The organism is Pseudomonas sp. PA-1-3F (assembly GCF_021609665.1).
In the GTDB taxonomy this organism is placed as follows: Bacteria; Pseudomonadota; Gammaproteobacteria; order Pseudomonadales; family Pseudomonadaceae; genus Aquipseudomonas; species Aquipseudomonas paracarnis.
Window position 1 is genome coordinate 17599 of sequence record NZ_WJZD01000020.1, and the last position, 22936, is coordinate 40534.

At 61.0% G+C, this 22936-nt stretch carries 26 protein-coding genes; 12 read left to right on the forward strand and 14 right to left on the reverse strand.

From position 1 onward, the window contains the following. Positions 1-2: 2 nt before the first annotated feature. The 3 genes from ngg (at position 3) to GIV26_RS15825 (ending at position 3390) form a co-directional block, all read left to right on the forward strand. Positions 3-1748 (forward strand): N-acetylglutaminylglutamine synthetase, encoded by a 1746-nt coding sequence (ngg, locus tag GIV26_RS15815; protein ID WP_089041975.1) that lies wholly within the window; start codon positions 3-5, stop codon positions 1746-1748. Between the two features lie 157 nt (positions 1749-1905). Further along, a complete protein-coding gene (locus tag GIV26_RS15820; RefSeq protein ID WP_034126152.1) occupies positions 1906-3090 on the forward strand; it encodes an osmoprotectant NAGGN system M42 family peptidase in 1185 nt (394 codons plus the stop codon). 72 nt (positions 3091-3162) lie between these two features. Beyond that, positions 3163-3390: a YheU family protein gene (locus GIV26_RS15825; protein ID WP_003192759.1), complete on the forward strand. Its 228-nt coding sequence runs from the start codon at positions 3163-3165 to the stop codon at positions 3388-3390. Positions 3391-3400: 10 nt separating this feature from the next. Here GIV26_RS15825 and csrA read toward each other — a convergent pair whose 3' ends face one another. Together csrA and GIV26_RS15835 are read right to left on the reverse strand one after the other, a co-directional pair. Further along, positions 3401-3604: a carbon storage regulator CsrA gene (gene csrA, locus GIV26_RS15830; RefSeq protein WP_034126151.1), complete on the reverse strand. Its 204-nt coding sequence runs from the start codon at positions 3602-3604 to the stop codon at positions 3401-3403. A gap of 127 nt (positions 3605-3731) precedes the next feature. Next, a complete protein-coding gene (locus GIV26_RS15835) occupies positions 3732-4547 on the reverse strand; it encodes an SDR family oxidoreductase (protein ID WP_057977010.1) in 816 nt (271 codons plus the stop codon). A gap of 329 nt (positions 4548-4876) precedes the next feature. Here GIV26_RS15835 and GIV26_RS15840 point away from each other — a divergent pair, with 329 nt between their 5' ends. Beyond that, positions 4877-5029, forward strand: coding sequence for a DUF3309 family protein (locus GIV26_RS15840; RefSeq protein WP_003192767.1), 153 nt, complete (start codon positions 4877-4879; stop codon positions 5027-5029). 172 nt (positions 5030-5201) lie between these two features. Here GIV26_RS15840 and GIV26_RS15845 read toward each other — a convergent pair whose 3' ends face one another. The 5 genes from GIV26_RS15845 to GIV26_RS15865 form a co-directional block, all read right to left on the reverse strand. After that, positions 5202-7289 (reverse strand): LTA synthase family protein, encoded by a 2088-nt coding sequence (locus tag GIV26_RS15845; protein WP_034126149.1) that lies wholly within the window; start codon positions 7287-7289, stop codon positions 5202-5204. A 409-nt stretch (positions 7290-7698) separates the two neighbouring features. Continuing rightward, positions 7699-7890 (reverse strand): PLDc N-terminal domain-containing protein, encoded by a 192-nt coding sequence (locus GIV26_RS15850; protein ID WP_003192770.1) that lies wholly within the window; start codon positions 7888-7890, stop codon positions 7699-7701. Positions 7891-7957: 67 nt separating this feature from the next. After that, entirely contained in the window at positions 7958-8488 is a 531-nt protein-coding gene (locus tag GIV26_RS15855; protein WP_236281464.1) for a hypothetical protein, read from the reverse strand. A gap of 41 nt (positions 8489-8529) precedes the next feature. After that, the gene (locus tag GIV26_RS15860) at positions 8530-9045 is read right to left on the reverse strand and encodes an ankyrin repeat domain-containing protein (RefSeq protein WP_014719271.1); all 516 of its coding nucleotides are present in this window, start codon (positions 9043-9045) and stop codon (positions 8530-8532) included. Between the two features lie 106 nt (positions 9046-9151). Beyond that, positions 9152-10978 carry a long-chain-acyl-CoA synthetase gene (locus GIV26_RS15865; RefSeq protein WP_236281465.1) on the reverse strand — a complete coding sequence of 609 codons (1827 nt, stop codon included), beginning with the start codon at positions 10976-10978 and terminating at the stop codon, positions 9152-9154. 452 nt (positions 10979-11430) lie between these two features. Between GIV26_RS15865 and GIV26_RS15870 the strand changes: the two genes are divergently transcribed. After that, complete coding sequence (locus tag GIV26_RS15870) at positions 11431-11709, forward strand: DUF3509 domain-containing protein (RefSeq protein WP_003172952.1); 279 nt, start codon at positions 11431-11433, stop codon at positions 11707-11709. A gap of 63 nt (positions 11710-11772) precedes the next feature. Here the strand turns inward: GIV26_RS15870 and GIV26_RS15875 are convergent, their stop codons facing one another. The 4 genes from GIV26_RS15875 to aroC form a co-directional block, all read right to left on the reverse strand. Continuing rightward, complete coding sequence (locus GIV26_RS15875) at positions 11773-12042, reverse strand: response regulator transcription factor (protein ID WP_054896323.1); 270 nt, start codon at positions 12040-12042, stop codon at positions 11773-11775. Positions 12043-12251: 209 nt separating this feature from the next. Next, positions 12252-12782, reverse strand: a complete 531-nt coding sequence (locus GIV26_RS15880; RefSeq protein ID WP_236281467.1) for a 1,2-dihydroxy-3-keto-5-methylthiopentene dioxygenase — start codon at positions 12780-12782, stop codon at positions 12252-12254. Continuing rightward, on the reverse strand, positions 12779-13942 hold the full coding sequence (locus GIV26_RS15885; RefSeq protein ID WP_034126374.1) for an MFS transporter: 1164 nt from the start codon (positions 13940-13942) through the stop codon (positions 12779-12781). Before GIV26_RS15885 ends, GIV26_RS15880 begins: the two co-directional genes overlap by 4 nt. Before the next feature lie 75 nt (positions 13943-14017). Beyond that, positions 14018-15109, reverse strand: coding sequence for a chorismate synthase (aroC, locus tag GIV26_RS15890; protein WP_236281470.1), 1092 nt, complete (start codon positions 15107-15109; stop codon positions 14018-14020). A gap of 143 nt (positions 15110-15252) precedes the next feature. Here aroC and GIV26_RS15895 point away from each other — a divergent pair, with 143 nt between their 5' ends. Beyond that, positions 15253-16215, forward strand: a complete 963-nt coding sequence (locus GIV26_RS15895; RefSeq protein WP_019818577.1) for an alpha/beta hydrolase — start codon at positions 15253-15255, stop codon at positions 16213-16215. A 99-nt stretch (positions 16216-16314) separates the two neighbouring features. Next, positions 16315-17118 carry a hypothetical protein gene (locus tag GIV26_RS15900; protein ID WP_034126144.1) on the forward strand — a complete coding sequence of 268 codons (804 nt, stop codon included), beginning with the start codon at positions 16315-16317 and terminating at the stop codon, positions 17116-17118. 128 nt (positions 17119-17246) lie between these two features. Here GIV26_RS15900 and prmB read toward each other — a convergent pair whose 3' ends face one another. Then, on the reverse strand, positions 17247-18155 hold the full coding sequence (gene prmB / locus GIV26_RS15905) for a 50S ribosomal protein L3 N(5)-glutamine methyltransferase (RefSeq protein WP_057709807.1): 909 nt from the start codon (positions 18153-18155) through the stop codon (positions 17247-17249). A gap of 239 nt (positions 18156-18394) precedes the next feature. On the opposite strand from prmB, the gene GIV26_RS15910 reads away from it, so the two are divergent. The 5 genes from GIV26_RS15910 (at position 18395) to GIV26_RS15930 (ending at position 21173) form a co-directional block, all read left to right on the forward strand. Beyond that, positions 18395-18985 carry a cysteine hydrolase family protein gene (locus GIV26_RS15910; RefSeq protein ID WP_014719280.1) on the forward strand — a complete coding sequence of 197 codons (591 nt, stop codon included), beginning with the start codon at positions 18395-18397 and terminating at the stop codon, positions 18983-18985. 137 nt (positions 18986-19122) lie between these two features. Beyond that, entirely contained in the window at positions 19123-19443 is a 321-nt protein-coding gene (locus GIV26_RS15915) for a hypothetical protein (protein ID WP_014719281.1), read from the forward strand. Positions 19444-19518: 75 nt separating this feature from the next. Beyond that, on the forward strand, positions 19519-20076 hold the full coding sequence (locus tag GIV26_RS15920) for a Smr/MutS family protein (RefSeq protein WP_003192796.1): 558 nt from the start codon (positions 19519-19521) through the stop codon (positions 20074-20076). 78 nt (positions 20077-20154) lie between these two features. Next, entirely contained in the window at positions 20155-20700 is a 546-nt protein-coding gene (gene folE, locus GIV26_RS15925; protein WP_014719282.1) for a GTP cyclohydrolase I FolE, read from the forward strand. A 101-nt stretch (positions 20701-20801) separates the two neighbouring features. After that, entirely contained in the window at positions 20802-21173 is a 372-nt protein-coding gene (locus GIV26_RS15930) for a glutathione S-transferase N-terminal domain-containing protein (protein ID WP_020302241.1), read from the forward strand. Positions 21174-21293: 120 nt separating this feature from the next. Here the strand turns inward: GIV26_RS15930 and GIV26_RS15935 are convergent, their stop codons facing one another. After that, on the reverse strand, positions 21294-21614 hold the full coding sequence (locus GIV26_RS15935; RefSeq protein WP_034126142.1) for an AtuA-related protein: 321 nt from the start codon (positions 21612-21614) through the stop codon (positions 21294-21296). Further along, entirely contained in the window at positions 21611-22936 is a 1326-nt protein-coding gene (locus GIV26_RS15940) for an acyclic terpene utilization AtuA family protein (protein WP_236281472.1), read from the reverse strand. Before GIV26_RS15940 ends, GIV26_RS15935 begins: the two co-directional genes overlap by 4 nt.

The window sequence follows — 22936 nt, forward strand, 5'->3', positions numbered from 1 at the left end:
CCATGAAACCGAATGCCGCGGCTTACAGCCAACGCTTACTCAAGGGCCAGGCGCCGACCTACGAGCGCCTGCAAGCGCGCCTGGCCGAAGACGGCAGCGCACTGGCCGCCGACCCGATTGCCGTGCATTGCGGCTGGGGTCGTTTGTTGATCGGCCACACCTTTCCCGACCCGGCAAGCCTGGCCCAGGAACTGCTCAACGAGCAGCCTGGCGAGCGTGATATCGCGCTGTACGTGGCCGCGCCCCAGCAAATCCTGGGCATTGACCCGCAGCAACTGTTCCTCGACCCGTCCGACACCCTGCGCCTGTGGTTCACCGACTACCGCCCGGCCACCCGTGTATTTCGCGGCTTTCGTATTCGCCGGGTGCAGAGCGAGGCCGACTGGCAAGCGGTCAACCACCTGTACCAGGGCCGCGGGATGCTGCCTGTCGATCCGGAACGCCTCACCCCACGTCATCAAGGCGGCCCGGTGTACTGGCTGGCCGAAGACGAAGACAGCGGCGCGGTGATTGGCAGCGTGATGGGCCTCAATCATCACAAAGCCTTCCACGACCCGGAGAACGGATGCAGCCTCTGGTGTCTGGCCGTCGACCCTCAATGCACCCGCCCTGGCGTCGGTGAAGTGTTGGTGCGCCACTTGGTGGAGCACTTCATGAGCCGAGGCTTGAGCTACCTGGACTTGTCGGTGCTGCACGATAACCGCCAGGCCAAGAGCCTTTACGCCAAGCTGGGCTTTCGGGCGTTGACCACCTTTGCAATCAAGCGCAAGAACGGCATCAATCAACCGCTGTTTCTGGGCCCGGGGCCCCAGGCGGAGTTCAACCCTTACGCGCGCATCATTGTCGAAGAAGCCCACCGACGCGGTATTGATGTGCACGTGGACGATGCCGATGCGGGCCTGTTCACCCTTAGCCACGGCGGGCGTCGCGTGCGTTGCCGTGAGTCCCTGAGCGACCTGACCAGCGCCATCAGCATGACCCTGTGCCAGGACAAGAGCCTCACCCACAAGGTGCTCAAGGCGGCGGGCCTGCAGGTGCCGGTGCAACAGTTGGCGGGCAGTGCCGACGACAACCTGGAGTTTCTCGACGAACACCAGCGCATCGTGGTCAAGCCGCTGGATGGCGAGCAAGGCCATGGCGTCGCCGTGGATCTGCGCAGCATCGAAGAGGTGCAGCAGGCGATCGAAGCGGCGCGCCAGTTCGACAGCCGCGTGTTGCTGGAAAGCTTCCACGAAGGCCTGGACCTGCGGATTCTGGTGATCGGTTTTGAAGTGATCGCGGCTGCGATTCGTCGCCCTGCCGAAGTGATCGGCGACGGCCAGCATTCGATTCGCGCGTTGATCCAGGCGCAAAGCCGTCGTCGCCAGGCGGCCACCGATGGTGAGAGCAAAATCCCGCTGGATGCAGAAACCGAGCGCACCCTCAAAGCCGCAGGTTACGACTACAACAGCATCCTGCCCCGTGGCGTGCAACTGGCCGTGCGACGCACCGCCAACCTGCACACAGGGGGTTGCCTGGAAGATGTCACGGCGATCCTGCACCCCACGCTGGTGGACGCGGCCGTGCGTGCGGCCCGTGCCCTGGATATCCCTATGGTCGGCCTGGACCTGATGGTACCTGCGGCCGACCAGCCAGAGTATGTGTTTATCGAAGCCAACGAACGGGCCGGCCTGGCCAACCATGAACCGCAACCCACGGCTGAGAAGTTTGTGGATTTGTTGTTTCCACACAGTCAGCCGGCTACCTGACTACCGATCGTTCCCACGCTCTGCGTGGGAATGCCTCAGGGACGCTCTGCGTCCGCTGTGGTGACGCAGAGCGTCACAGGCTGCATTCCCACGCGGAACGTGGGAACGATCGCACGATCGCAGCGCGTCGATCGCCCTCAACTCATCAGGAGTTTTCATGACCCGAACCATTCCCGAACCCGATCTCGCGTACCTGCAAAAAGTGCTGCTGGAAATGCTCGCCATTCCCAGCCCCACCGGTTTTACCGACACCATCGTGCGTTACGTCGCCGAACGCCTGGAAGAGCTCGGCATTCCGTTTGAAATGACCCGGCGCGGCACCATTCGCGCTACCCTCAAGGGCCAGAAAAACAGCCCTGACCGCGCCGTCTCTGCCCACCTGGACACCATCGGCGCCGCCGTGCGTGCGATCAAGGACAACGGGCGCCTGACCCTGGCGCCGGTGGGCTGCTGGTCGAGCCGCTTTGCCGAAGGCAGCCGGGTCAGCCTGTTCACCGACAACGGCGTGATTCGCGGCAGCGTATTGCCGTTGATGGCCTCCGGGCACGCGTTCAACACTGCCGTGGATGAAATGCCGGTGAGCTGGGACCATGTGGAACTGCGCCTGGACGCCTACTGCGCCACGCGTGCCGACTGCGACTCCCTGGGCATCAGCGTCGGTGACTACGTGGCGTTCGACCCACTGCCCGAGTTCACCGAGAGCGGGCATATCAGCGCTCGCCACCTGGACGACAAGGCCGGCGTCGCTGCCCTGCTCGCCGCGCTCAAGGCCATCGTCGACAGTGGCGAACCCTTGCTGATCGACTGCCACCCGCTGTTCACCATCACCGAGGAAACCGGCAGTGGTGCAGCGGCCGCCCTGCCCTGGGATGTGAGTGAGTTTGTCGGCATCGATATTGCCCCGGTCGCCCCCGGCCAGCACTCCAGCGAACACGCGGTGAGCGTGGCCATGCAGGACTCCGGCGGGCCCTATGATTATCATCTGTCCCGCCACTTGCTGCGCCTGGCGTCGGAGAACGACCTGCCGGTACGCCGCGATCTGTTCCGCTATTACTTCAGCGATGCGCACTCGGCGGTCACCGCCGGCCATGATATACGCACCGCCCTGCTGGCCTTCGGTTGTGACGCCACCCACGGTTACGAGCGTACCCATATAGACAGCCTGGCCGCCCTGAGCCGCTTGCTGGGCGCTTACATCCTCAGCCCGCCGGTGTTTGCCAGCGATGCGCAACCGGCCCAGGGCTCACTGGATCGGTTCAGTCATCAGATCGAGCATGAAACGCAAATGGAGAGCGACACCCGCGTGCCATCGGTGGACAGCCTGGTCGGCCAGAAGTCCTGACGCGGTGAGTTGATACTGGCAACAAAGGTCCCGGCGCAGTAGCATCGCCGGGACCTGACACCTGAGGCTTGTATGCTGATTCCCTACGATGCACTTGAAGTCGACACCCTGACCCGCCTCATCGAAGACTTCGTCACCCGCGACGGCACCGACAATGGCGACGACACGCCCCTGGAGACCCGCGTGCTGCGCGTGCGCCAGGCGCTGACCAAAGGCCAGGCGCTGATCGTCTTCGACCCCGAAAGCGAGCAATGCCAGTTGATGCTCAAGCACGATGTGCCCAAGCACCTGTTCGACTGAAAAGCTGCGCCTAAAGGTTGGGTACCGGCACGGGATGGGTAGCCTGGCCCTCGCCTTTGAGAATCTTGCGGTACACCTCGGCGCGGTACACGTTGACATCCATCGGTGCCTCGATGCCGAATTTCACGTGAGTACCGTTCACTTCAAGGATATGCACGGTGATGTCATCGCCAATGGCGATGGCTTCGCCTATGGCACGGCTTAAGACCAGCATGGCGGTTGTCCTTTGCAAATAACAGGACCTCGACCATGCCCCCTTGGCACTGGACCGGCAATGGCTTGCGGGCAAATCAGGCGTTGCCTACACAGGTAGGTAACTTGCCTGACAGACCCCAGCCAAATCAGCCCTTCACAGCTTGCGCCTTGGCGCGCATCTTGTCGGCCATCAGGGTCATTTCGTCATACAGCAACTGCGGATTTTTCTGTTTCAACGCCCAAGCCATGCGGCCTTGCTCGTGGGGCAGGATCATGAATTCGCCTTCGGCCACGCGCTGGTAAATGTAGTCGGCAATATCCGCCGCCGAGATGGGCGAACTCTCAAGCAACTTGCCCACTTGAGCCTTCATGGCTGGGGTTGGCCCACGGAACGAGTCGAGCAGGTTGGTCTGGAAAAACGACGGGCACACCACATGCACGCCCACTTCCTGTTGCTTGAGCTCCACCAACAGGCTCTCTGACAACGCCACCACGCCCGCCTTGGCCACGTTGTAGTTGCTCATGGCGGGGCCCTGCATCAGCGCTGCCATTGACGCGATGTTGATGATGCGGCCCTTGCTCTTTTCCAGCAGCGGCAGGAACGCCTTGCAGCCTTTGACGACGCCCATCAGGTTGATTGCGATCTGCCAGTCCCAATCCTCCAGGGACAGTTCAGCGAAGAACCCGCCCGAGGCCACGCCGGCGTTATTGACGATCACATCGATGCCCCCGAGCTTCACCTCACAGGCCTGGGCGAAGGCCGTGAGCTGGCTGTAGTCACGCACGTCACAGCGCTGGATAAAGCCATCCCCCCCTGCTTCGCGAACCTGCTTGAGGGTTTCCTGCAAACCGGGCTCGCTGACATCAGACAACGCCAACTGCCAGCCTTCACGGGCCCAGCGCAGAGCGATTTCGCGACCCAGGCCAGACCCGGCGCCAGTGATCATCATGCGGTTTTGCATAGGAGGTAGCCTTGTGGTTCACGAAAGAAGTGACCGGCAGTGTAGCGAAGGTTTTTGCTCTACCCACGCACCATCAGGGTGATGAATGCCCCGGGCAAACCGCGGGCTCGGTCGCAAGCGTGCCTATAGACTAAGTTCAATTTTTTTCAACTGATTAGTTCAAGTTGCGCACGCGTTAAAAGAAATAAGCGTCACATCAAAATGTTTTATAAAAACAATGAATTTTCTACGAAGTAGCAGAGTCGGAATGGGTAAGGCGTCCCACTGTACATGGACGAACCAACGGTTAAACAGCCGGTTTTTGCAAAGAACCTATAAGGAATAAAACCATGAGCCTCATTCTGATTATTATCCTGATCCTGCTGCTGGTCGGTGGCCTGCCCGTGTTCCCGCACTCGCGTAACTGGGGTTATGGGCCGTCGGGTATCCTGGGTGTGGTGCTGGTTGTTCTGCTGGTGCTGTTGTTGCTCGGCAAGATATAAACGCCGCGCTACGCTTTTTGTAGGAGCGAGCTTGCTCGCGAAAAAGGTACAGGCGCCGCGTTTATTCAGGACGCGCGTTATCGTTGACCTTCTTCGCGAGCAAGCTCGCTCCTACAAGTAAGAAAGCAAAAAAAGAGGCCCTCTAGAGGGCCTCTTTTTTATTGCCGGTCAGTTAGTCCGGTTTGCCATCTACCACACCTGCGGTGTTATCCAGCAGGCTCTTGGTCGCGGTCTGCAGGAACGACTCGAGCTTCTGCTTGAGCACAGCTTCGTCCGGCGACTCAGGAATCACCTTGCCAGTCGGCTCGGCGCCCAGTGTGTATTCCCACAACTTGGGTGGCATTTCCTTGGGCAATACCAGTACGCGGTCGCCGGTGAGCAAGGCCACGGTCTGGTCGCTGCCCGATGGCTTGATCACGCCGAAACCCTTGTCACCTTCCGGCAGGTTCAGCAGGTCGCGGCCCCAGCACTGGTGCAAGGTATCGCCGCCCAGGCGGCCCATGATGGTCGGCACGATGTCGATCTGGGTGCCCACGGTGTGGTCACGCTCACCGAACTTCTCGCGCATGCCCGGTGCAATCATCAGCATCGGCACGTTGAAGCGACCCAGGTCCATCTCGGTGATCTGCTGCTCATTGCCAAAGCCGTGGTCACCGACGATCACAAACAGGGTTTCCTTGAAGTACGGCTCTTTGCGGGCCTTTTCAAAGAACTGGCCCAAGGCCCAGTCGGAGTAACGCATGGCCGTCAAATGCTCGTTGAGGCTGCCACGGTCGGTGACCTTCTCAACCGGCAATGGGGTCGGCAATGCGTACGGCGTGTGGTTGGACAGGGTTTGCAGCAGTGCGTAGAACGGCTTGCCGCCTTCGCGCGCCTTCAGTTCTTCCAGGCCACGGTTGAACATGTCCTGGTCGGACACGCCCCATGTAGGGTCGGAGAACACCGGGTCGACAAAGTCATTGCGGCCGATGAAGTTGGTCATGCCCTGGTTGCTGAAGAAGCCCGACTGGTTGTCCCAGGCGAAATCGCCGTTGTAGACATACACATCGTCGAAATCACGCGCACTGAGCAACTGCGGCAGGCCCGACAGCTTGTGGCTGCCTTCCGGAGTCTGCATCAGGTATTCGAAACCCGGCAGGTTCGGGAAGCAGGCCATGGTGGCGAACATACCCTGGTGGGTGTGGGTGCCGTTGGAGAAGAAGCGGTCGAACAGCAAGCCCTCGTGGGTCAACTTGTCGAAGTACGGGGTGATATTGCCCGGACGTCCCAATGCGCCCACCGAATGACCAGCGAAGCTTTCCATCAGGATCACCACGACGTTCTTGATCGGCAGGGTTTTCTCGGCCGGTGGCGTGAAGTCACGGCGCACGGCAGCGGTGTCGGTGTCTACCAGCTTCTCTTGCGGCAGCACCAGCATGTCACGCACGGTCTGGGTGGCCAGCGGTTGTTCCAGGGTCGCCTTCCAGATGTTGGCGCGGTCTTCACCGAAGCGCGCCTTGGCCGCCGCGATCAGCGACAGAGTGCCATTGAGGCCCAGCTGGTTGGCGAAGTTCGAATCGGTGGTGTAGACGTCACCCCAACGCAGCGGTGGCCCCTGGCGCAGGGTGCCACGGATGGCGACCACGGCGACCAGCAGGCAAACCATGAACACTGCGATGCGGCTGTACCATGGCGCCACCTGGCGCGTGCTGATAGTGCCGCCGCTGAAGGGGCCCCGTGGGCGCGTTGCGCGGTCAGCGCCCTTGAAGGCCATGCTCAGGATCAGCGTGCCCACGGCCCAGGCCAGCAGGTAGCGCACCACCGGGAAACCGTACCAGAGCATGCTCATCACGGTTTTCGGGTCTTCCTTCACATACTGGAAGACCAGGCCGTTGAGGCGCTGGTGGAATTCGCGGTAGAAGTCCATCTCCATCAGGCCAAGGAACAAGGCGATGCTGGACGCGACGGTCAGCCACAAACGGAAGAACCCGCGCGCTGCCATGGCCCGCACGCTGAACAGCGCCAACAGCAGCGGGATCAGCAGGTACATCACCAGGCGAATGTCCAGGCGCAGCCCGTTGGCGAAGGCTTCGAGGAACGTCGAAGCCGGCGTATCGAGGATCATCTCGCGGTTGTAGACCAGCAACGCCAGGCGCAGCAGGGAAAACATCACCATCATGACCAGTGCGCAGAGCAGCGTGTACGCCAGATGGGATTTGACGGTCGGTTGCAGCAGGCGATTTGAAGCTCGCTGCTGATTCAGGGCGTCCGGGTTTGCCATGTCGTTTTAGGACCCATTGGAAGTTTAAGTTGCGAAATAATGCAGTGGCGTCCGTCCCTCGCCCAGGCTGGCTGGGGTAGGCGGTTAACGCGGTGGCACAAATGGTGCCCGATCAAGGCCGGCAAGGCTATTAATTACTGAACGCATGCCACGGCCCTGCCTTTAAGGGCGCTGGAGATAGAGCCCTGGCAGCCGGATAAAGCCGGAGAATTGTCTTGGATGGGATGTGAAAATTTCGTGCGGCGAATACTTTCGACACACAAATTTAATTAACGCCGTAAACCCCACTGTGGGAGCTGGCTTGCCTGCGATAGCGGTGTGTCAACCAATACAATGCAAGCTGACCCACCGCTATCGCAGGCAAGCCAGCTCCCACATTGACTGTGCCCGCTCCAAATCGAGTGGGTCGTCAGATCCGCACGTTACCGCGCGGCCCGGCGATAGCCCAGATGATCAGGCCCAGCACTGGCAACAGCAGGATCAACAGGATCCACAGCACTTTGGCGCCGGTGCTGGCGCCGCTTTTGAACACGTTGATGATCGCCCAGATATCCAGCGCGAGGATGATCAGGCCAATCAGACTATTAAACGTGGAACCCATGGTGTCGCTCCTAAGTGAGGGCATGCACTTGTAGGATAGTCAGCCTTGGCGCGGGTTCCGTTTTATTTCAGACGTGTACGGCAATCTTTAAGGCTTCCAATGACGGTTCGGCCTTGATGCCGACTTCGGCACACAGTTCCAGTACCCGCGCCAGGTCGTTGCCGAACACCAGCACTGCCTGGATCTCGTCGTCCAGCAACTGGCTGAAGTTCATCAGCACATAACCGCCATTTTCGGGGCTCAGGGCGCTCATCTGGATCTGGATGCGGTTGAGCGCGGTCAGGTCTTCGGTCTTGGCCAGTTGCTTGGGCTTGAGGTTGAACGCCACGCCCGGACCGAACGACGCAACGATCTGGGCAAACAGGTCGCCATAGGTATCGGCCTGGAACAACACCGTGTCCGGCAGGCTACCGACCACCACCCACTCCCCCAGCGGGATCGGGAAACTGTCGTCGTAGTTGATATCCGGATTGGCCGCCAGGAACGCCGCCGGGTCCGCGTAGGCCTGGGCCGCTTCGTCGGCAATACGCGCTACCTCATCCTCCCCCATGACGCCGGCGCTGATTTTGCTGATGAGTTCGACGAGGGCGGTTTTCATGGGGCGATCCTGTAACGGGCAAGTTTTGAAGGGCGCGTAGCCTACACCAGTTTCTGCAACTGCGCCGCCGTATCCACCGCGCCCATGGTCTGCGCCGCGGCCAGTGCCGTCGCGCCTTGTGCATCGGTGGCCTTGGGGTTTGCGCCTTTACCAAGCAGGTAATCAACCATGTCAACGCGGTTGAACATCGCCGCCATCATCAAGGCCGTACGCCCGTCCGAGGAGGCCGCGTCAATCGGCGTGCCGCCCTCGATCAACGCCTGGACCACCGGCAGGTTGCCTTTGAACGCCGCGCCGGCAATCGGCAACTGGTTCTTGTCGTTGGCGATCAGGGGGTCGGCCTTGAACTCCAGCAGCACTTTGACCGCCTCGGCATGGCCGTGGTACGCCGCGAGCATCAACAGGGTGTCGCCATTGTGATTACGAAAGTTGGCCGGCAGGCCTTTCGCCAACAGTGCAGCAAGCATGGCGGCGTCGCCGCGCCGAGCGACGTCGAAGACTTGCTCGGCAAACTCGGCGGCTTCGTCTTCGGTCATTTGTTTAGGCTGATCTGACATGGGGGCTCCTTGCTGAGGCGACTGACATAACTGTTTAAGGCGCCCAGTGTCGCGATGGAGTTCCCCGGTGTCATGGCTTTTTTGTCAAAAGCCGCCATAGCCAGAATCAATAACGGAATTGCCCGCCCTGGATCTGCGCCAGCAATTGCCCGGTCACCGGCACATAGGTGTCCGAACCCGGCAACCAGGCGTAGACCGGATCATTGCCAGCCTTGTCCGGGTCGAACCCTTGCTCCTTGAGCTTCACTTTCTGGTACTTGAACGTGCCGGTGGTTTCCATCTTCACCTTGATCCGCAAAAACAACGGCACCGCATAAGGGGGCAACTGGCCGTGGGCGAATTGCAGCAGTTCGCGCATGTCCAGGCTGGCCAGCGATTCGCTGGGGGTGATGGCGACCATGCCGGCGCGGCCGTTGGTGTTGTCGATCTCGACGCCATAGGCCACCACTTCAGCGATCTGCGGGTGTTTCAGCAGGACGTTTTCCACCTCGGTGGTCGAGACGTTTTCGCCCTTCCAGCGATAGGTATCCCCCAGGCGATCGACAAATTGCGCATGGCCGAAACCGATGCTGCGCACCAGGTCGCCGGTGTTGAAATAGCGGTCGCCTTTTTCGAATACGTCGGTCAGTACCACCTTGCGGTTCTTTTCCGGGTCGGTGTAACCGTCGAAGGGCGACTTATCATCAATGCGCGCCAATAACAGGCCCTGCCCGCCAGTGGGCACCTTGACCATGAACCCATTGTTGCCGCGCAGCGGTTCGCCGGTGTCATGGGCGTAATCCACCAGCGCCCAATGCTGCAGGCAAAAGCCGATGGTGTTGTCAAAATTCAGCACGTTGGTAAAGCCGATATTGCCGTCGCTGGCGGCATAGAGTTCGCAGATATGCTCCACGCCATAACGCTGCTTGAACTGCGCCCACACACCGGGGCGCAGGCCGTTGCCGACCATCTTGGTCACCTGGTTATCGCGGTCCTGCGCACTCGCGGGCTGGTCGAGCAGATAGCGGCACAGCTCACCGACATAGCCCAGGGTGGTCGCCTTGAACTGGCGTGCATCGTCCCAGAACTGGCTGGCGCTGAATTTGCGCCGAATGGCAAAGCCGGACGCGCCGATAATCGCCGCCCCCCAGCACACGCACAGGCCGGTGGCGTGGTACAGCGGCAAGGTGCAATAGAGGACGTCCTGCGGCCCCATGTCCAGGGCGATACTGCCGAAGCTCACGGCGGTTTTGGTCCAGCGCCCGTGCTTCATGATGCCGGCCTTGGGCAAGCCGGTGGTGCCGGAGGTGTAGATATAGAAGCAGGGATCGTGGAAGAACACCTGCGCCGAACTCGCCGGATTGTCCACCGGACTTTCGGCACTGGCGGCCATCAGGTCGATGTAGCCGTCGGGCACCCTACTGCCGGGCTGATCGGCCACGAACCAGGTGCGCTCGGCCGGGATCTGGACTTGATCGCGCACTGCTGCGTAAGGGCTCAGCAATTCGGCACCGACCACAATGGCAACCGGATTGACCAGGGTCAGGCTGTGTACCAGCGCCCCTTGAGTTTGCGCCGTATTGAGCATGGCGCAGATGCCGCCCAGCTTGGCCACGGCCAGCACGTTGAGCAGCAACTCGGGGCGATTCTCGATAAACAGCGCCACCACGTCACCCTTGCGGATGCCCTGGGCCTGCAAGTGATGGGCAATACGATTGGCGCACTGATTGGCGTCGCGGTAGCTGATCACGCTGTTCCCATACAGCAGGGCAGCACCCTCCGGGTTACGCAACGTGGCTTGTTCGAAATGCCAGCCCAGGCCGCAGGGTTGGCTGGGGTCGGTGACGTTGGCCGCACGCATGCCGCGCACCACCCGTGGTAGCGCCCGAACGATGGCAGGCACCTTACGCAGCATCATGCGCCAGGTGATCATGTCGATTTGCTGATGAGTCATGGCGGGACGTCCCTTTTCTTATTCTTGGTCTGGTCCAGGTACATCGACTGGTGTAGCGGAAAATACGTCAGCGGTTCTTTGGCTGTACACGCGGGATTTGAAAAGTTTTGTATCCCGTGGCGGCCGCCCGATGCCTATCCCCCTGACACTCCACCATTTAAATGTGGGAGCCGCCTTGCCTGCGATGACGGCCTGCCAGCCGACCGGGATTTTTCCGGGCAAAAGACGGTCAGTATCATTACAGCCCTTCCCCTCCTGCCGGGAGAATCACCGGGCAGATAGCGCAAAATGCAGGATGCACGATGGCCCTTCATGCAAATTGCACGAAAATGAAAATCCTATAAATTTATAAGTAACTGATTTATAAGGATTTTCTAGAAAATCCAATACTGGCACAATCACTGCACCTATCACTCCATGCTTGCCAACTTGAGCCAATGGAGCTGATAGACATGAGCCTGATCCAAGATAAATTCGCTTCGGTATTCTCCAACTACGACGTCACCACCCAGCCACGTCCGGACGGCGGTATCCTGTTGACCCTGCGCAACAGCGAAGGTAAACAGGTCAAGCGCTCGATCTCTTATCAGCAGCTGCACACCGCCGATCAACTGACCTGGGTCATCAGCGCCATTCGCCGTGACTTGGCTGAACAAGCCAGCGAACTGCCGCAGATTTCGATGTTGCAAAGCCAGAACCGCTTTGCGCTGCCGACTTATCATTCGGCCTAAGCTGAAAATCCGAAAAAAAAAGGGCCGCGACGCTATTCAGCGTCGCGGCCCTTTTTCATGCCGTTAACATAAGCCCTGGCGTGCGGCCTCATTCTTTGCCTGTACACGGTTGGTGACATCCAACTTGCCGTAGATGTTGCGCAGATGAAATTTAACCGTGGCTTCAGAGGTGGCGCGAATCTGGCTGATTTCCCAGACGGTCTTGCCCTCGGAGGCCCATCGCAGGATTTCCAGCTCGGTGGAAGTCAGGGGCTTGCCGGACAAGCTCATGCGTTTTCTGATAGCCGTCGGCACGATAACCAACGGGCGATACGTCTCCTCGGGGCCACTCATTGTTCTCTCCTTATATCTGCTGATGCGCTGCCATCTTTCGGATTCCTCCCATTGACAGATGGCATAAACATTGACGCCGAACAGAGAGTTACATAAAGAGTGGAATCAAAGCGCACAGCACCGAACAAACAGCGGTGCCCTACAAATAATTAAGTTTCTTCCCACAGCAACTTCCAACTTGCCAGGGTTGAACATTCAGTTATCTATGCTTAGTCATCCAGCCCTGGAAAGCGGGCGGCAATCGCATCACCGGTCAAAGAGGGCACAACGCCTTGGGCCGTGTTGAACAAACGCAGTGTCACACAGTGCGGGTTTTCGCCGATGTCGAACCAGTGCGGTACACCGGCCGGGATGATCAGCAAGTCATTCTTCTCACAGCGCAAGCTGTACACATAGTCGTCTATGTGCAGCGTAAACAGCCCCTGGCCTGCGATGAAGAAACGCACTTCATCTTCACTGTAGGTACGTTCATCCAGGAACTGTGCGCGCAACTCGTCTTTCTGTGGATGGTCGTGGGTCACGCTGACCACTTCAACAGCGGCGTAGCCCAGAGCATCGATCTGCGCCTGGTACGCGGCGATCATCTGCGCCGCACTGGCGCCCTTCTCGATTGGGCTGGGCTGCCAGCGCTCGAACCGCACACCGTGCTCGGCCAGGGTCGACCGGATGTCGTCGGCATGGGTCAACACTTTGTTCGGGGTGTCCGGGGTGGCGATGGAGTAGACGGCTACATAGCTCATTGCACGGTTCCTTGGTTCGGCTCTTGCAATCGAAGGCCAATGATAATGGCGGCGGCCAGGGCCGCGAGGCTGGCGATACTGAACGTGAAGGTTGGCCCCAGCAGATTCCAGCTGTAACCGGAATACAGGGCGCCGAGCGCGCCGCCGGTGCCGGCCAGCGCGGCATAAAGGGCCTGGCCCTGGCCTTGCTGGCGGTCACCGAAGCTGCGTTGCACAAAGGCAATTGCCGCCGCGTGGAAGCTGCCGAACGTGGCGGCGTGCATCAACTGCGCCACCAGCAGCAGCCAGAAAACCTCGGCAAATGAACCCAGCAGCCACCAGCGCAGCGCCGCCAGCAAGAAGCTGGCGAGCAGCACCCGGCGCACCGAAAAGCGCGCAAGAATACGGCTCATGGCCAGGAACATCAGCACTTCCGCCACCACCCCAAGCGCCCACAGCAGGCCGATCACGCCACGGCTGTAGCCCAAATGCTCCAGGTGCAGGGTGAGGAAGGTGTAATACGGGCCATGGCTCATTTGCATCAGCGCCACGCAGGCATAAAACGCCAGCACGCCTGGGCTGCGCAATTGCTTGAGAAAGCCATCGCCGGCCAGGCGGTTGCCGTGGCTGGCCGGCTGCGCGTTCGGTACCCACAGGCTGGCGCCGATGATGCCGGCCATGATCACCACGACCACCACCGGGTAAATATCCAGGCTCAGCCAATCGAACAGGCGCCCCATAACCACCACGGTGAGGATAAAACCAATGGAGCCCCACAGACGGATCTGGCTGTAGCGCGAGGTTTGCTTGTGCAGGTGTGCCAGGGTGATGACTTCAAACTGCGGCAGCACCGCGTGCCAGAAGAACGCGTGCAGGGCCATCACCAGCGCCAGCCAGGCGTAGGTTTTGCTGACAAAAATCAGGCAGAAGCTGGCCAGGGTGCACACCGCGCCGAATCGCACAATGGCCAGGCGCCGGCCGGTGTAGTCGCCGATCCAGCCCCACAGGTTGGGGGCCACGCAGCGCATCAGCATGGGAATGGCCACCAGCTCGCCGATGCGCGCGCTGGAGAAACCGAGGTGATCGAAGTACAGCGCCAGGAACGGCGCGGTCGCCCCCAGCAGGGCGAAATAGAAGAGGTAGAAGCTGGAGAGGCGCCAGTATGGGAGCGGTGGGAGCATGTTATTGGGGCTGCTGCGCAGCCCAGCGCGAGCAAGCTCGCTGGCCACAACAAGCTCGCTCATTGCCCCAGGCGATCACAGTTGGCCCAGTATCGGGGTACTCACGCGCACATCGGCATTTTGCCCGCGATTGCGCAGCAGATGGTCCATCAACACGATGGCCATCATGGCTTCGGCAATCGGTGTGGCACGGATGCCGACGCACGGGTCGTGGCGGCCCTTGGTGATCACGTCCACCGGGTTGCCGTGCACATTGATCGAACGGCCAGGCGTGGTAATGCTCGACGTCGCCTTGAGCGCCAGGTGCGCCACGATCGGCTGGCCGGAAGAAATACCGCCGAGGATGCCGCCCGCGTTGTTGCTGAGGAAACCTTCAGGGGTCATCTCATCGCGATGCTCGGTACCGCGCTGGGATACGCAGGCGAAGCCGGCGCCGATTTCCACGCCTTTCACCGCGTTGATGCTCATCAACGCATGGGCCAGTTCGGCGTCGAGGCGATCAAAGATCGGCTCACCCAGGCCCGGTTTCACGCCTTCGGCCACCACGGTGATCTTCGCGCCGACCGAGTCCTGGTCGCGGCGCAACTGGTCCATGTAGGCCTCCAGTTCCGGCACCTTGTCCGGGTCGGGGCAGAAGAAGGCATTGTCTTCGACGCTGTCCCAAGTCTTGAACGGGATTTCAATCGGGCCTAACTGGCTCATGTAGCCACGGATGACGATACCCTGGGTGGCCAGGTATTTCTTGGCGATGGCGCCAGCGGCCACGCGCATGGCGGTTTCACGCGCCGAGCTGCGGCCACCGCCACGGTAGTCGCGTTCGCCGTATTTGTGGTGGTAGGTGTAGTCGGCATGGGCCGGGCGGAACAGGTCCTTGATCGCCGAGTAGTCCTTGGACTTCTGGTCGGTGTTACGAATCAACAGGCCAATGGCGCAGCCCGTGGTGCGGCCTTCGAACACTCCGGAGAGGATTTCGACTTCGTCCGGTTCCTGGCGCTGGGTGGTGTGGCGGCTGGTGCCGGGCTTGCGGCGGTCGAGGTCGCGCTGCAGGTCGTCCAGGCTCAGCTCCAGGCCTGGCGGGCAGCCGTCGACAATGGCGACCAACGCCGGGCCATGGCTTTCGCCCGCGGTGGTGACAGTGAACAGCTTGCCGAAGGTATTGCCGGACATGCAGGGCGCTCCGTGAAATCAGTTGAATCAAGTCAACCGTAATAACTTAAGGCGGCCAGTATACGCAGGCTAACCGACTAGTTCATCCTCGAAACCTTACCGGTAGACGTTGGTCCAACCGGCACCTCTCCAATGATGGCGCTATGATGCTGCGAGTTCTGCTGTTCACCCTCACCCTGTTCACCGCCGTGGCCCAGGCCGCCTCCCCTGTCGTCTTGCAACGCCCGATCAGCCTGGACACCGGTAGCGGCCAACTCTTTGGCTCGCTGCTGTTGCCGCAATCGGATAAACCGGTGCCGGTGGTGTTGATCATCGCCGGCTCCGGCCCCACCGACCGCAACGGCAACAGCGCCGACGGCGCGCGCAATGACAGCCTCAAGCGCCTGGCCTGGGTACTGGCCCGGCATAACATCGCCAGCGTGCGCTACGACAAGCGCGGCGTGGCCGCAAGCCTGGCGGCCACGCCGGATGAACGCAACCTGACCCTGGAGGCGTATGTGGCCGACGCCGTGGCCTGGGGCAAGTTGCTCAAGGCCGACAAGCGCATGGGCCCGCTGATTGTGCTGGGCCACAGCGAGGGCGCGCTGGTCGCCGCCCTCGCCGCGCCGCAACTTGAACCGGCCGGGGTCATTTCCTTGTCTGGCAGCGCCCGCCCGGTGGACCAGGTGATCCGTCAGCAACTGGCCGATCACTTGCCCCCTGCCCTGCTGCTGCGCAGCAATGAAATACTCGATCACCTCAAGGCCGGCCAGGTGGACGCCGACGTGCCGCGCCCATTGGAGGGTATTTTCCGACCCAGCGTGCAGCCGTATCTGATCAGCCTGTTCCGCGCCGATCCGTCGGCCGCCTTTGCGCGCCTGGACATGCCGGCGCTAATCATTCAGGGCACCAACGATATCCAGGTTGGCGTAGGCGACGCCCGGCAACTGAAGCAGGCCAAGCCCGACGCGCAGTTGACGGTGATCGAAGGCATGAACCACGTGATGCGCATCGTGCCCAATAACGTGAAGCAGCAACTGGCCTCCTACAATGACCCGAAACTGCCGCTGGCTGCGGAGCTGGGCCAACGTATCGTCAGCTTTATCGAAGGACTTCAACCCCGTTAAGCGGCAATTGGCCTCCAGTCCTGGGAAAAACGGCCGATAAGTCCAGAGTCGACAGTAAAAAGATTGTCGGCTCGCAGGGCTTGGACAGGATCGCGCCGCATGACAACCACCGAAACAACACCCGAATCTACCGCCGAGACTACGGCCGCAACCGAAGCTGGCGCCGCAGCGGCCCTGCCGTGGGCCGACGTTCACGCCGAACATTTCAAGATGCTGCGCCTGGCCCCGCTGGCCACCGACCGCGCGACCGGCGCACGGCCGTTGCGCTTTGTGCAGTTCGGCTATGCCGAGCGCCATGATAAACACCACAGCCTGTTGCGCATGGTCATCCAGTTACCGGGCCAGCGAGTACGGCGCGAGCAGAACCACCTGGATATCTGGGTCGATCACGATAAACACCGCGTGCATTTCGGGCCCGGCAACAGCCTGGAAATCGAGCCGGCCAACCGCGGTATCGGGCGCTTCCTGGTGGCCCAAGGCGCCGCCTGGGCGAAGAAGAAGTGGTCACACTACCGCGTCGACGGCGTGGATCTGGCCAACAAGGACGCCCTCAACGAAGCCACGCGCCTGCGCCGCGATCACTTCCTGCGTATCCAGGGTTTCGATGTGGCCTACGCCGATGTGCAGCACCTCAAGGGCAATGTGCAACCCGGCAAGGTCAGCGACGTGCTGGACAGTTGGAACACCGAGAAAGTGCAGTTCGTGGAGATCCTGGAAGCCGCGCAGATGCTGCAACAGGCAGAGCAGAACCTGGCGGAGCAGGAAGTGAAGCTGCGCAAGGAAGAGGAAAAAGTCACCAAGTTCAAGCGTGAAGACAGCGGGCTGCGCTTTACCATCACCTGTCTGGTGGCGTTTACGGTGTTTCAGGCGGGGTTGTTGATCTGGATTGCCACGCACCGCTGATAGATTGAAATGCAATCAAAATGTGGGAGCTGGCTTGCCTGCGATAGCGATGTATCAGTAGCACAAGTGCAAGCTGACCCACCACTATCGCAGGCAAGCCAGCTCCCACATTGACCGAGTTTCTGCAGTTATATCCGGGCAGCGAAAACGGCCTGGTGTTGGCGGCACTGCTCAGCCGTCAACATAAACACCCCATGCCCACCGCGCTTGAAGTCCAGCCAGGCGAAATCCACTTCCGGGTACAGCGCCTCGACATGCACCTGGCTGTTGCCCACTTCGACAATCAGCAGGCCCTTCTCGGTCAGGTGGTCCGCAGCTTCAGCCAGCATCCGGCGTACCAGGTTCAGGCCGTCGTCGCCGCAGGCCAGGCCCAGTTCCGGTTCGTGCTGGTATTCATCGGGCATGTCGGCGAAATCTTCGGCATCCACGTAGGGCGGGTTCGACACGATGAGGTCGAAACGCTGGCCGGGTAGCCCGTCAAAACCATCGCCCTGCACGGTGTAGACCCGCTCGTCGACGCCATGGCGCTCGATGTTCTGGTTCGCCACTTCCAGGGCTTCGAAGGACAAGTCTCCCAGCACCACTTCGGCCTCGGGGAATTCATAGGCACAGGCGATGCCGATGCAACCGGAGCCGGTGCACAGGTCGAGGATGCGTGCCGGCGGCTGGGCCAGCCAGGGTTCGAAGCGGTCTTCAATCAGCTCGCCTATGGGTGAACGCGGGATCAATACGCGCTCATCGACGATAAACGACATGCCGCAAAACCAGGCTTCGTTCAACAGGTAGGCCGTCGGCACTCGCTCATGGATACGGCGATGCAGCAAGCGCTGCACGTGGGAGATTTCCTCTTCTTCCAGGTTGCAATCCAAATAGCTGTCGGCGATTTCCCACGGCAGGTGCAAGGCGCCCAGCACCAACTGCCGGGCTTCGTCCCAGGCATTGTCGGTGCCATGGCCAAAAAACAAGTCTTCCCCATGGAAACGGCTGACAGCCCAACGGATATGGTCGCGCAAGGTGCGCAGGCGGGAAGTGATCACGGGGCAAGCTCCTGGAAAAAACGACTGGCGATTCTAACAGCCTTCACCTGTACCGACGATGTACGAAAAACCTGGCGCCGTACGTCGGATTTCATCGAATCTGCCCGCATTGTGTTAAACAGGCCTGCCTCTTGACATGGCTGCACGCCAGCAACGGCGTACCTTACGATAGTAGCGATTCACAGAAGCGCTCAGCCAGTGGACAATGTCGCAAAAGCCCCACTCACAGGAGCCCCAGAATGTCCGTTCCAAAGACGATGTTTCAACTCAGCGGTCGCGGTTACGCAGCAGCCAACCTCAATCATGCGACCCTGGTGATCATCGACGCCCAGAAAGAATACCTCAGCGGCCCGCTCGCCCTCTCGGGCATGGACGCGGCGGTAGAAAACATCAAGCAGCTTGTGACCGCAGCGCGCAGTGCCGGGCGCCCGATTGTGCATGTGCGCCACCTGGGCACCGTGGGCGGCCTGTTTGACCCCCAGGGCGAGCGCGGCGAATTCATTCCGGGCCTTGAGCCTGAGGGTGACGAAACCATCATCGGCAAACTGCTGCCCAGCGCCTTCCATGGCACCGGCCTGGAAAAACACCTGCAAGACCTCGGCTCCCTGGACCTGATCGTCTGCGGTTTCATGAGCCACTCCAGCGTCAGCACCACCGTGCGCGCGGCCAAGAACCTGGGCTTTCGCTGCACGCTGGTGGAAGACGCCTGTGCCACCCGCGACCTGCCCTACAAGGGCGGTATCCTGAGCGCCGAGCATGTGCAGCAAACCGAAATGGCCATCATGGCAGACAACTTCGCCACCCTGGCGCTGGCCAAAGACTTGATCTGATGCTGCTGGCGGTGAGCGGCGTGTTTATTGCTCCGCTCATCCGCAAAGCCCTCTCATTTGGCGCATTTACCTCTCCCCCCCGGAACAACCTGTGTATCTTCCGGTCGAAGGGCCGATACCCTGGAGGAAAGGTCGGAATGAAGATATCCGATGGTTTTGATGCTCGTCGCTTGCGCCCCAAGGGCCCGAGCAATTGGCGTCTGCGCCTGGTAGCGTGCATGGCCGCGTTGCTGGCGATAGTAGGCTTGTTGTTGGCGGGCGCTGGTGGCGCCGGTCTGTTTGGGCATTCGCCCGCCCTGGGCGAACTGAATGCCAGCCCGGGCGGCTCGGCACTCCTGCTGGGGATCGGCTTGCTGGTGCTGTGGTTGGGCGTGTGGTTGTGGCGTCGCAGCCGCCGGAAAATGCGCCAGCCGCTGTCGTTGAATATCGCCTCTCACCTGATGAAAAAGCACGACTGATGGCGCTTGGATAGCGTTTCCTGCGCCCTGGCCGCCGCGATTTAGGTAAACTGCCCGCCCTTCGCGGAGGCTGACATGCAAGACGACGATTTTTCCCTGTTCAAAAACGAGCTGCGCGGCGTCAAGCCGATCAAGCACGACCGCGCCGACACCGGCAAACCCAAGACTGACCGCGCGCAGATCGCCAAGCTGCGCCAGGCCGCGACCGTGCGCACCGATGCCACCACCGTGGACGGCCTATCGGACCAGTTCGTGATCGACGTCGGCCCCGAAGATGAACTGATGTGGGCCCGCGACGGCGTGCAGGAAAGCCAGATGCGCAAGCTCAAGGCCGGCCAGATCCCCTTCGAAGGCAGCCTCGACCTGCACGGCATGACCGTGGAAAAAGCCCGGGAAACCCTCTGGGCCTTCCTGGCCGAAGCGACCAAATTCGAAATCCGCTGTGTGCGCGTCACCCATGGCAAGGCTGTGCGGTTGGACGGCAAGCGCCCGATGATCAAGAGTCACGTCAATACCTGGCTGCGCCAGCATGCCCAGGTGCTCGGCTTTACCTCCTGCCAGGCTCGTCACGGCGGTGCCGGCGCGGTGTATGTGATGCTCAAGCGCACCATGATGGAAGGGCGCGACGAGTAACAAGTGCCATCGTCAGGCTTGCAGCGATGTGTCCGCCACCGTAACCTTGCGCTTTGCGAAAATCCCACAGGTAGTTTCATGTCCCTGGAACAGAATTACACCGCGATCCTCGGCCAACTCGGCGAGGACGTGTCCCGCGAGGGCCTGCTCGACACGCCAAAGCGTGCCGCCAAGGCAATGCAGTACCTCTGCCGCGGTTATGAACAGACACTCGAGGAAGTCACCAACGGTGCCTTGTTCAGCTCTGACAATAGCGAAATGGTGCTGGTCAAGGACATCGAGCTGTACTCGTTGTGCGAGCACCACCTGCTGCCGTTTATCGGCAAGGCCCATGTGGCGTATATCCCGAGCGGCAAAGTGCTGGGCCTGTCGAAGGTCGCACGCATTGTCGACATGTATGCGCGCCGCCTGCAGATCCAGGAAAACCTCAGCCGCCAGATCGCCGACGCCGTATTGGAAGTGACAGGCGCCCTGGGCGTGGCCGTGGTGATCGAGGCCAAGCACATGTGCATGATGATGCGCGGTGTGGAGAAGCAGAATTCGTCGATGATCACCTCGGTGATGCTGGGTGAGTTCCGCGAGAACGCGGCCACCCGCAGCGAATTTCTCAGCCTGATCAAGTAACCGGCTGGGCAGGAAGGAACCGGCGTTCATCGCCGGTTTTTTTTCGCCTGCAGAAATCAGGTAAGCTGCGCCCCCTCAGTCATGGGCAAGAGGTTTCAGCCATGTTCGTCAAAGCACTTCGAGTGGGCCTCGGCCACGTCATCATCGCGGGCGACTTTCTTACCCGCCCACGCAAAAAGCAACGCCCTGCCGAACAACAGGCCAAGGTCAATGCTGCGGCCAAGGACCTGACCCTGTATCAGTTCCACGCCTGCCCGTTCTGCGTGAAGACCCGTCGCACCCTGCACCGCCTGAATGTGCCGGTGGCGCTCAAGGACGCGAAGAACAACGAGCAGGACCGCCAGACCCTGCTGGAGCAAGGCGGCAAGATCAAAGTGCCGTGCCTGCGCATCGAAGAGAACGGCCAGACCACCTGGATGTATGACTCCAAGGTGATCATTGACTACCTGGACAAGCGCTTCGCTGCGATCTGAAGCCCGCGGCGGTCAATGTGGGAGCTGGCTTGCCTGCGATTGCATCACCGCCGTACATCTGCTGCACCGCGGTGCCCGCATCGCAGGCAAGCCAGCTCCCACATTTGCTCTGCTGTGTTCTTAAGTCGGTATTGCCAGGTCGAGATCCAACAGTGCCGAACCCAGGCACTTGCCGTGGGCGTCCAGGGCCAGCGAGCGGGTTACGCCGCCGCGCAGGATTCCCGGCAGGACGAAGTTCAGCGCCTGCACGTTCGGCAGCTCATGGCGCTGAACCGGTGCCGCATCGGGATCGCGTAAATCGGCAAAGAACTCGGCCACGCGCTCAGCCGTCAGCTGTTCACACAGCAACGGATAATCCTCGGCGCGATAGGCAATGATCGAGATGTTCGACGTGTCGCCCTTATCCCCGGTGCGGGAATGGGCCAGCCTGTGCAGTTTCATTCTTCAATCCTCGGTTTGACCGCTTCACGGGGCAACAGCAACGACGCCACCGCCACCACCCGACGCACGCTCTTGCTCGCCCCACCGCCGCCGGCCGGGCCGTTGGTGTAGAGGGTCTCTACTTCATTGCCGACCCGCACGGCGTCGCTGCGCTCGTCACACCGGGCGGCAACCCGCAGTCGCACTTCCCAAGGCTCGACGCTGCTGCGAGGGCCGTGCAATGAATCCATGCCGATCAACTCGGCACGCAGGTCCTGCATGTTGACCCCGATCAACGCGAGACGCTTGAGCACCACTTCCCGCGCCAACTCGGCCCGTGCGACAGCGCCGGGACCACCGTAGGACATCTGCCCTTCACCAATCCAACCGTCCAGATAACCGACGCTGACCTTCAGTTGATCAGGCCGGGCACGCCCACTGGCTCCCTGGGCACGCACCCGGTCCACGCCCTCCTCGACAAACCCCACCAGGGAAAAGTCGGCCGTCACATCCGGGGTCAAATAAGCTGCCGGGTCGTGAACTTCATAAATCAGTTGTTCGACGCAGGTCGCGCGGCTGACCCGCCCACCCGAGCCTGCCACCTTGGTGATCACTGCGTTGCCGTCGGCGTCGATCTCGGCCAGGGGAAAGCCCAGGCGCGCCAGATCCTCCACATCCTTGAAGCCTGGATCGGCGAAATAACCGCCACTGACCTGCCCCGCGCACTCAAGCAAATGCCCCACCAGCGTGCCCCGGCCCAGTCGCGGCCAATCATCGAAGGCCCAGCCGAACTCGAACATCTGCGGCGCCAGGAACAGCGAAGGGTCGGCCACGCGCCCGGTGATCACCACATCGGCGTCGGCGCGCAACGCTTGAACAATGCCCTCCACGCCCAGGTAGGCATTGGCAGAAATCAGCCGCTCACCCAATGCGCCTACGGTCTGGCCGTTATCCAGCAACTGCTCGGCAGACAAGGTATGCAGCACGTCATCCCCGACCACCGCCACAACCTTGAGGCCCAGGCCCAGCTCGCCAGCAATGCGCCGTACTTCACTGACCGCCGCCAGCGGGTTGGCCGCGCCCATGTTGGTGATCACGCGCAGGCGTCGACGCCCCGTCCCCTGCCCCACAAAGGGCAAGACACGGCGCATGCGCTCAGCCAGCAGCGGGTCATAACCGCCTTGCGGGTCGCTGATACGCGCCTGTTGCGCCAGGGCGATGGTGCGTTCGGCCAGGCATTCGAAGACCAGGTAATCCAGGTCGCCGTGTTTGGCCAGTTCCACGGCGGGTTCTATACGGTCGCCGGAGTAGCCGGCGCCGGAGCCGATGCGCAAGGTGTTCAT

What these genes read in the sequence shown, in the direction of transcription:
- ngg (WP_089041975.1), top strand. Translation starts at nt 3, where the DNA reads ATGAAACCGAATGCCGCGGCTTACAGCCAACGCTTACTCAAGGGCCAG.
- GIV26_RS15820 (WP_034126152.1), top strand. Translation starts at nt 1,906, where the DNA reads ATGACCCGAACCATTCCCGAACCCGATCTCGCGTACCTGCAAAAAGTG.
- GIV26_RS15825 (WP_003192759.1), top strand. Translation starts at nt 3,163, where the DNA reads ATGCTGATTCCCTACGATGCACTTGAAGTCGACACCCTGACCCGCCTC.
- csrA (WP_034126151.1), bottom strand. Translation starts at nt 3,604, where the DNA reads ATGCTGGTCTTAAGCCGTGCCATAGGCGAAGCCATCGCCATTGGCGAT.
- GIV26_RS15835 (WP_057977010.1), bottom strand. Translation starts at nt 4,547, where the DNA reads ATGCAAAACCGCATGATGATCACTGGCGCCGGGTCTGGCCTGGGTCGC.
- GIV26_RS15840 (WP_003192767.1), top strand. Translation starts at nt 4,877, where the DNA reads ATGAGCCTCATTCTGATTATTATCCTGATCCTGCTGCTGGTCGGTGGC.
- GIV26_RS15845 (WP_034126149.1), bottom strand. Translation starts at nt 7,289, where the DNA reads ATGGCAAACCCGGACGCCCTGAATCAGCAGCGAGCTTCAAATCGCCTG.
- GIV26_RS15850 (WP_003192770.1), bottom strand. Translation starts at nt 7,890, where the DNA reads ATGGGTTCCACGTTTAATAGTCTGATTGGCCTGATCATCCTCGCGCTG.
- GIV26_RS15855 (WP_236281464.1), bottom strand. Translation starts at nt 8,488, where the DNA reads ATGAAAACCGCCCTCGTCGAACTCATCAGCAAAATCAGCGCCGGCGTC.
- GIV26_RS15860 (WP_014719271.1), bottom strand. Translation starts at nt 9,045, where the DNA reads ATGTCAGATCAGCCTAAACAAATGACCGAAGACGAAGCCGCCGAGTTT.
- GIV26_RS15865 (WP_236281465.1), bottom strand. Translation starts at nt 10,978, where the DNA reads ATGACTCATCAGCAAATCGACATGATCACCTGGCGCATGATGCTGCGT.
- GIV26_RS15870 (WP_003172952.1), top strand. Translation starts at nt 11,431, where the DNA reads ATGAGCCTGATCCAAGATAAATTCGCTTCGGTATTCTCCAACTACGAC.
- GIV26_RS15875 (WP_054896323.1), bottom strand. Translation starts at nt 12,042, where the DNA reads ATGAGTGGCCCCGAGGAGACGTATCGCCCGTTGGTTATCGTGCCGACG.
- GIV26_RS15880 (WP_236281467.1), bottom strand. Translation starts at nt 12,782, where the DNA reads ATGAGCTATGTAGCCGTCTACTCCATCGCCACCCCGGACACCCCGAAC.
- GIV26_RS15885 (WP_034126374.1), bottom strand. Translation starts at nt 13,942, where the DNA reads ATGCTCCCACCGCTCCCATACTGGCGCCTCTCCAGCTTCTACCTCTTC.
- aroC (WP_236281470.1), bottom strand. Translation starts at nt 15,109, where the DNA reads ATGTCCGGCAATACCTTCGGCAAGCTGTTCACTGTCACCACCGCGGGC.
- GIV26_RS15895 (WP_019818577.1), top strand. Translation starts at nt 15,253, where the DNA reads ATGATGCTGCGAGTTCTGCTGTTCACCCTCACCCTGTTCACCGCCGTG.
- GIV26_RS15900 (WP_034126144.1), top strand. Translation starts at nt 16,315, where the DNA reads ATGACAACCACCGAAACAACACCCGAATCTACCGCCGAGACTACGGCC.
- GIV26_RS15910 (WP_014719280.1), top strand. Translation starts at nt 18,395, where the DNA reads ATGTCCGTTCCAAAGACGATGTTTCAACTCAGCGGTCGCGGTTACGCA.
- GIV26_RS15915 (WP_014719281.1), top strand. Translation starts at nt 19,123, where the DNA reads ATGAAGATATCCGATGGTTTTGATGCTCGTCGCTTGCGCCCCAAGGGC.
- GIV26_RS15920 (WP_003192796.1), top strand. Translation starts at nt 19,519, where the DNA reads ATGCAAGACGACGATTTTTCCCTGTTCAAAAACGAGCTGCGCGGCGTC.
- folE (WP_014719282.1), top strand. Translation starts at nt 20,155, where the DNA reads ATGTCCCTGGAACAGAATTACACCGCGATCCTCGGCCAACTCGGCGAG.
- GIV26_RS15930 (WP_020302241.1), top strand. Translation starts at nt 20,802, where the DNA reads ATGTTCGTCAAAGCACTTCGAGTGGGCCTCGGCCACGTCATCATCGCG.
- GIV26_RS15935 (WP_034126142.1), bottom strand. Translation starts at nt 21,614, where the DNA reads ATGAAACTGCACAGGCTGGCCCATTCCCGCACCGGGGATAAGGGCGAC.
- GIV26_RS15940 (WP_236281472.1), bottom strand. Translation starts at nt 22,936, where the DNA reads ATGAACACCTTGCGCATCGGCTCCGGCGCCGGCTACTCCGGCGACCGT.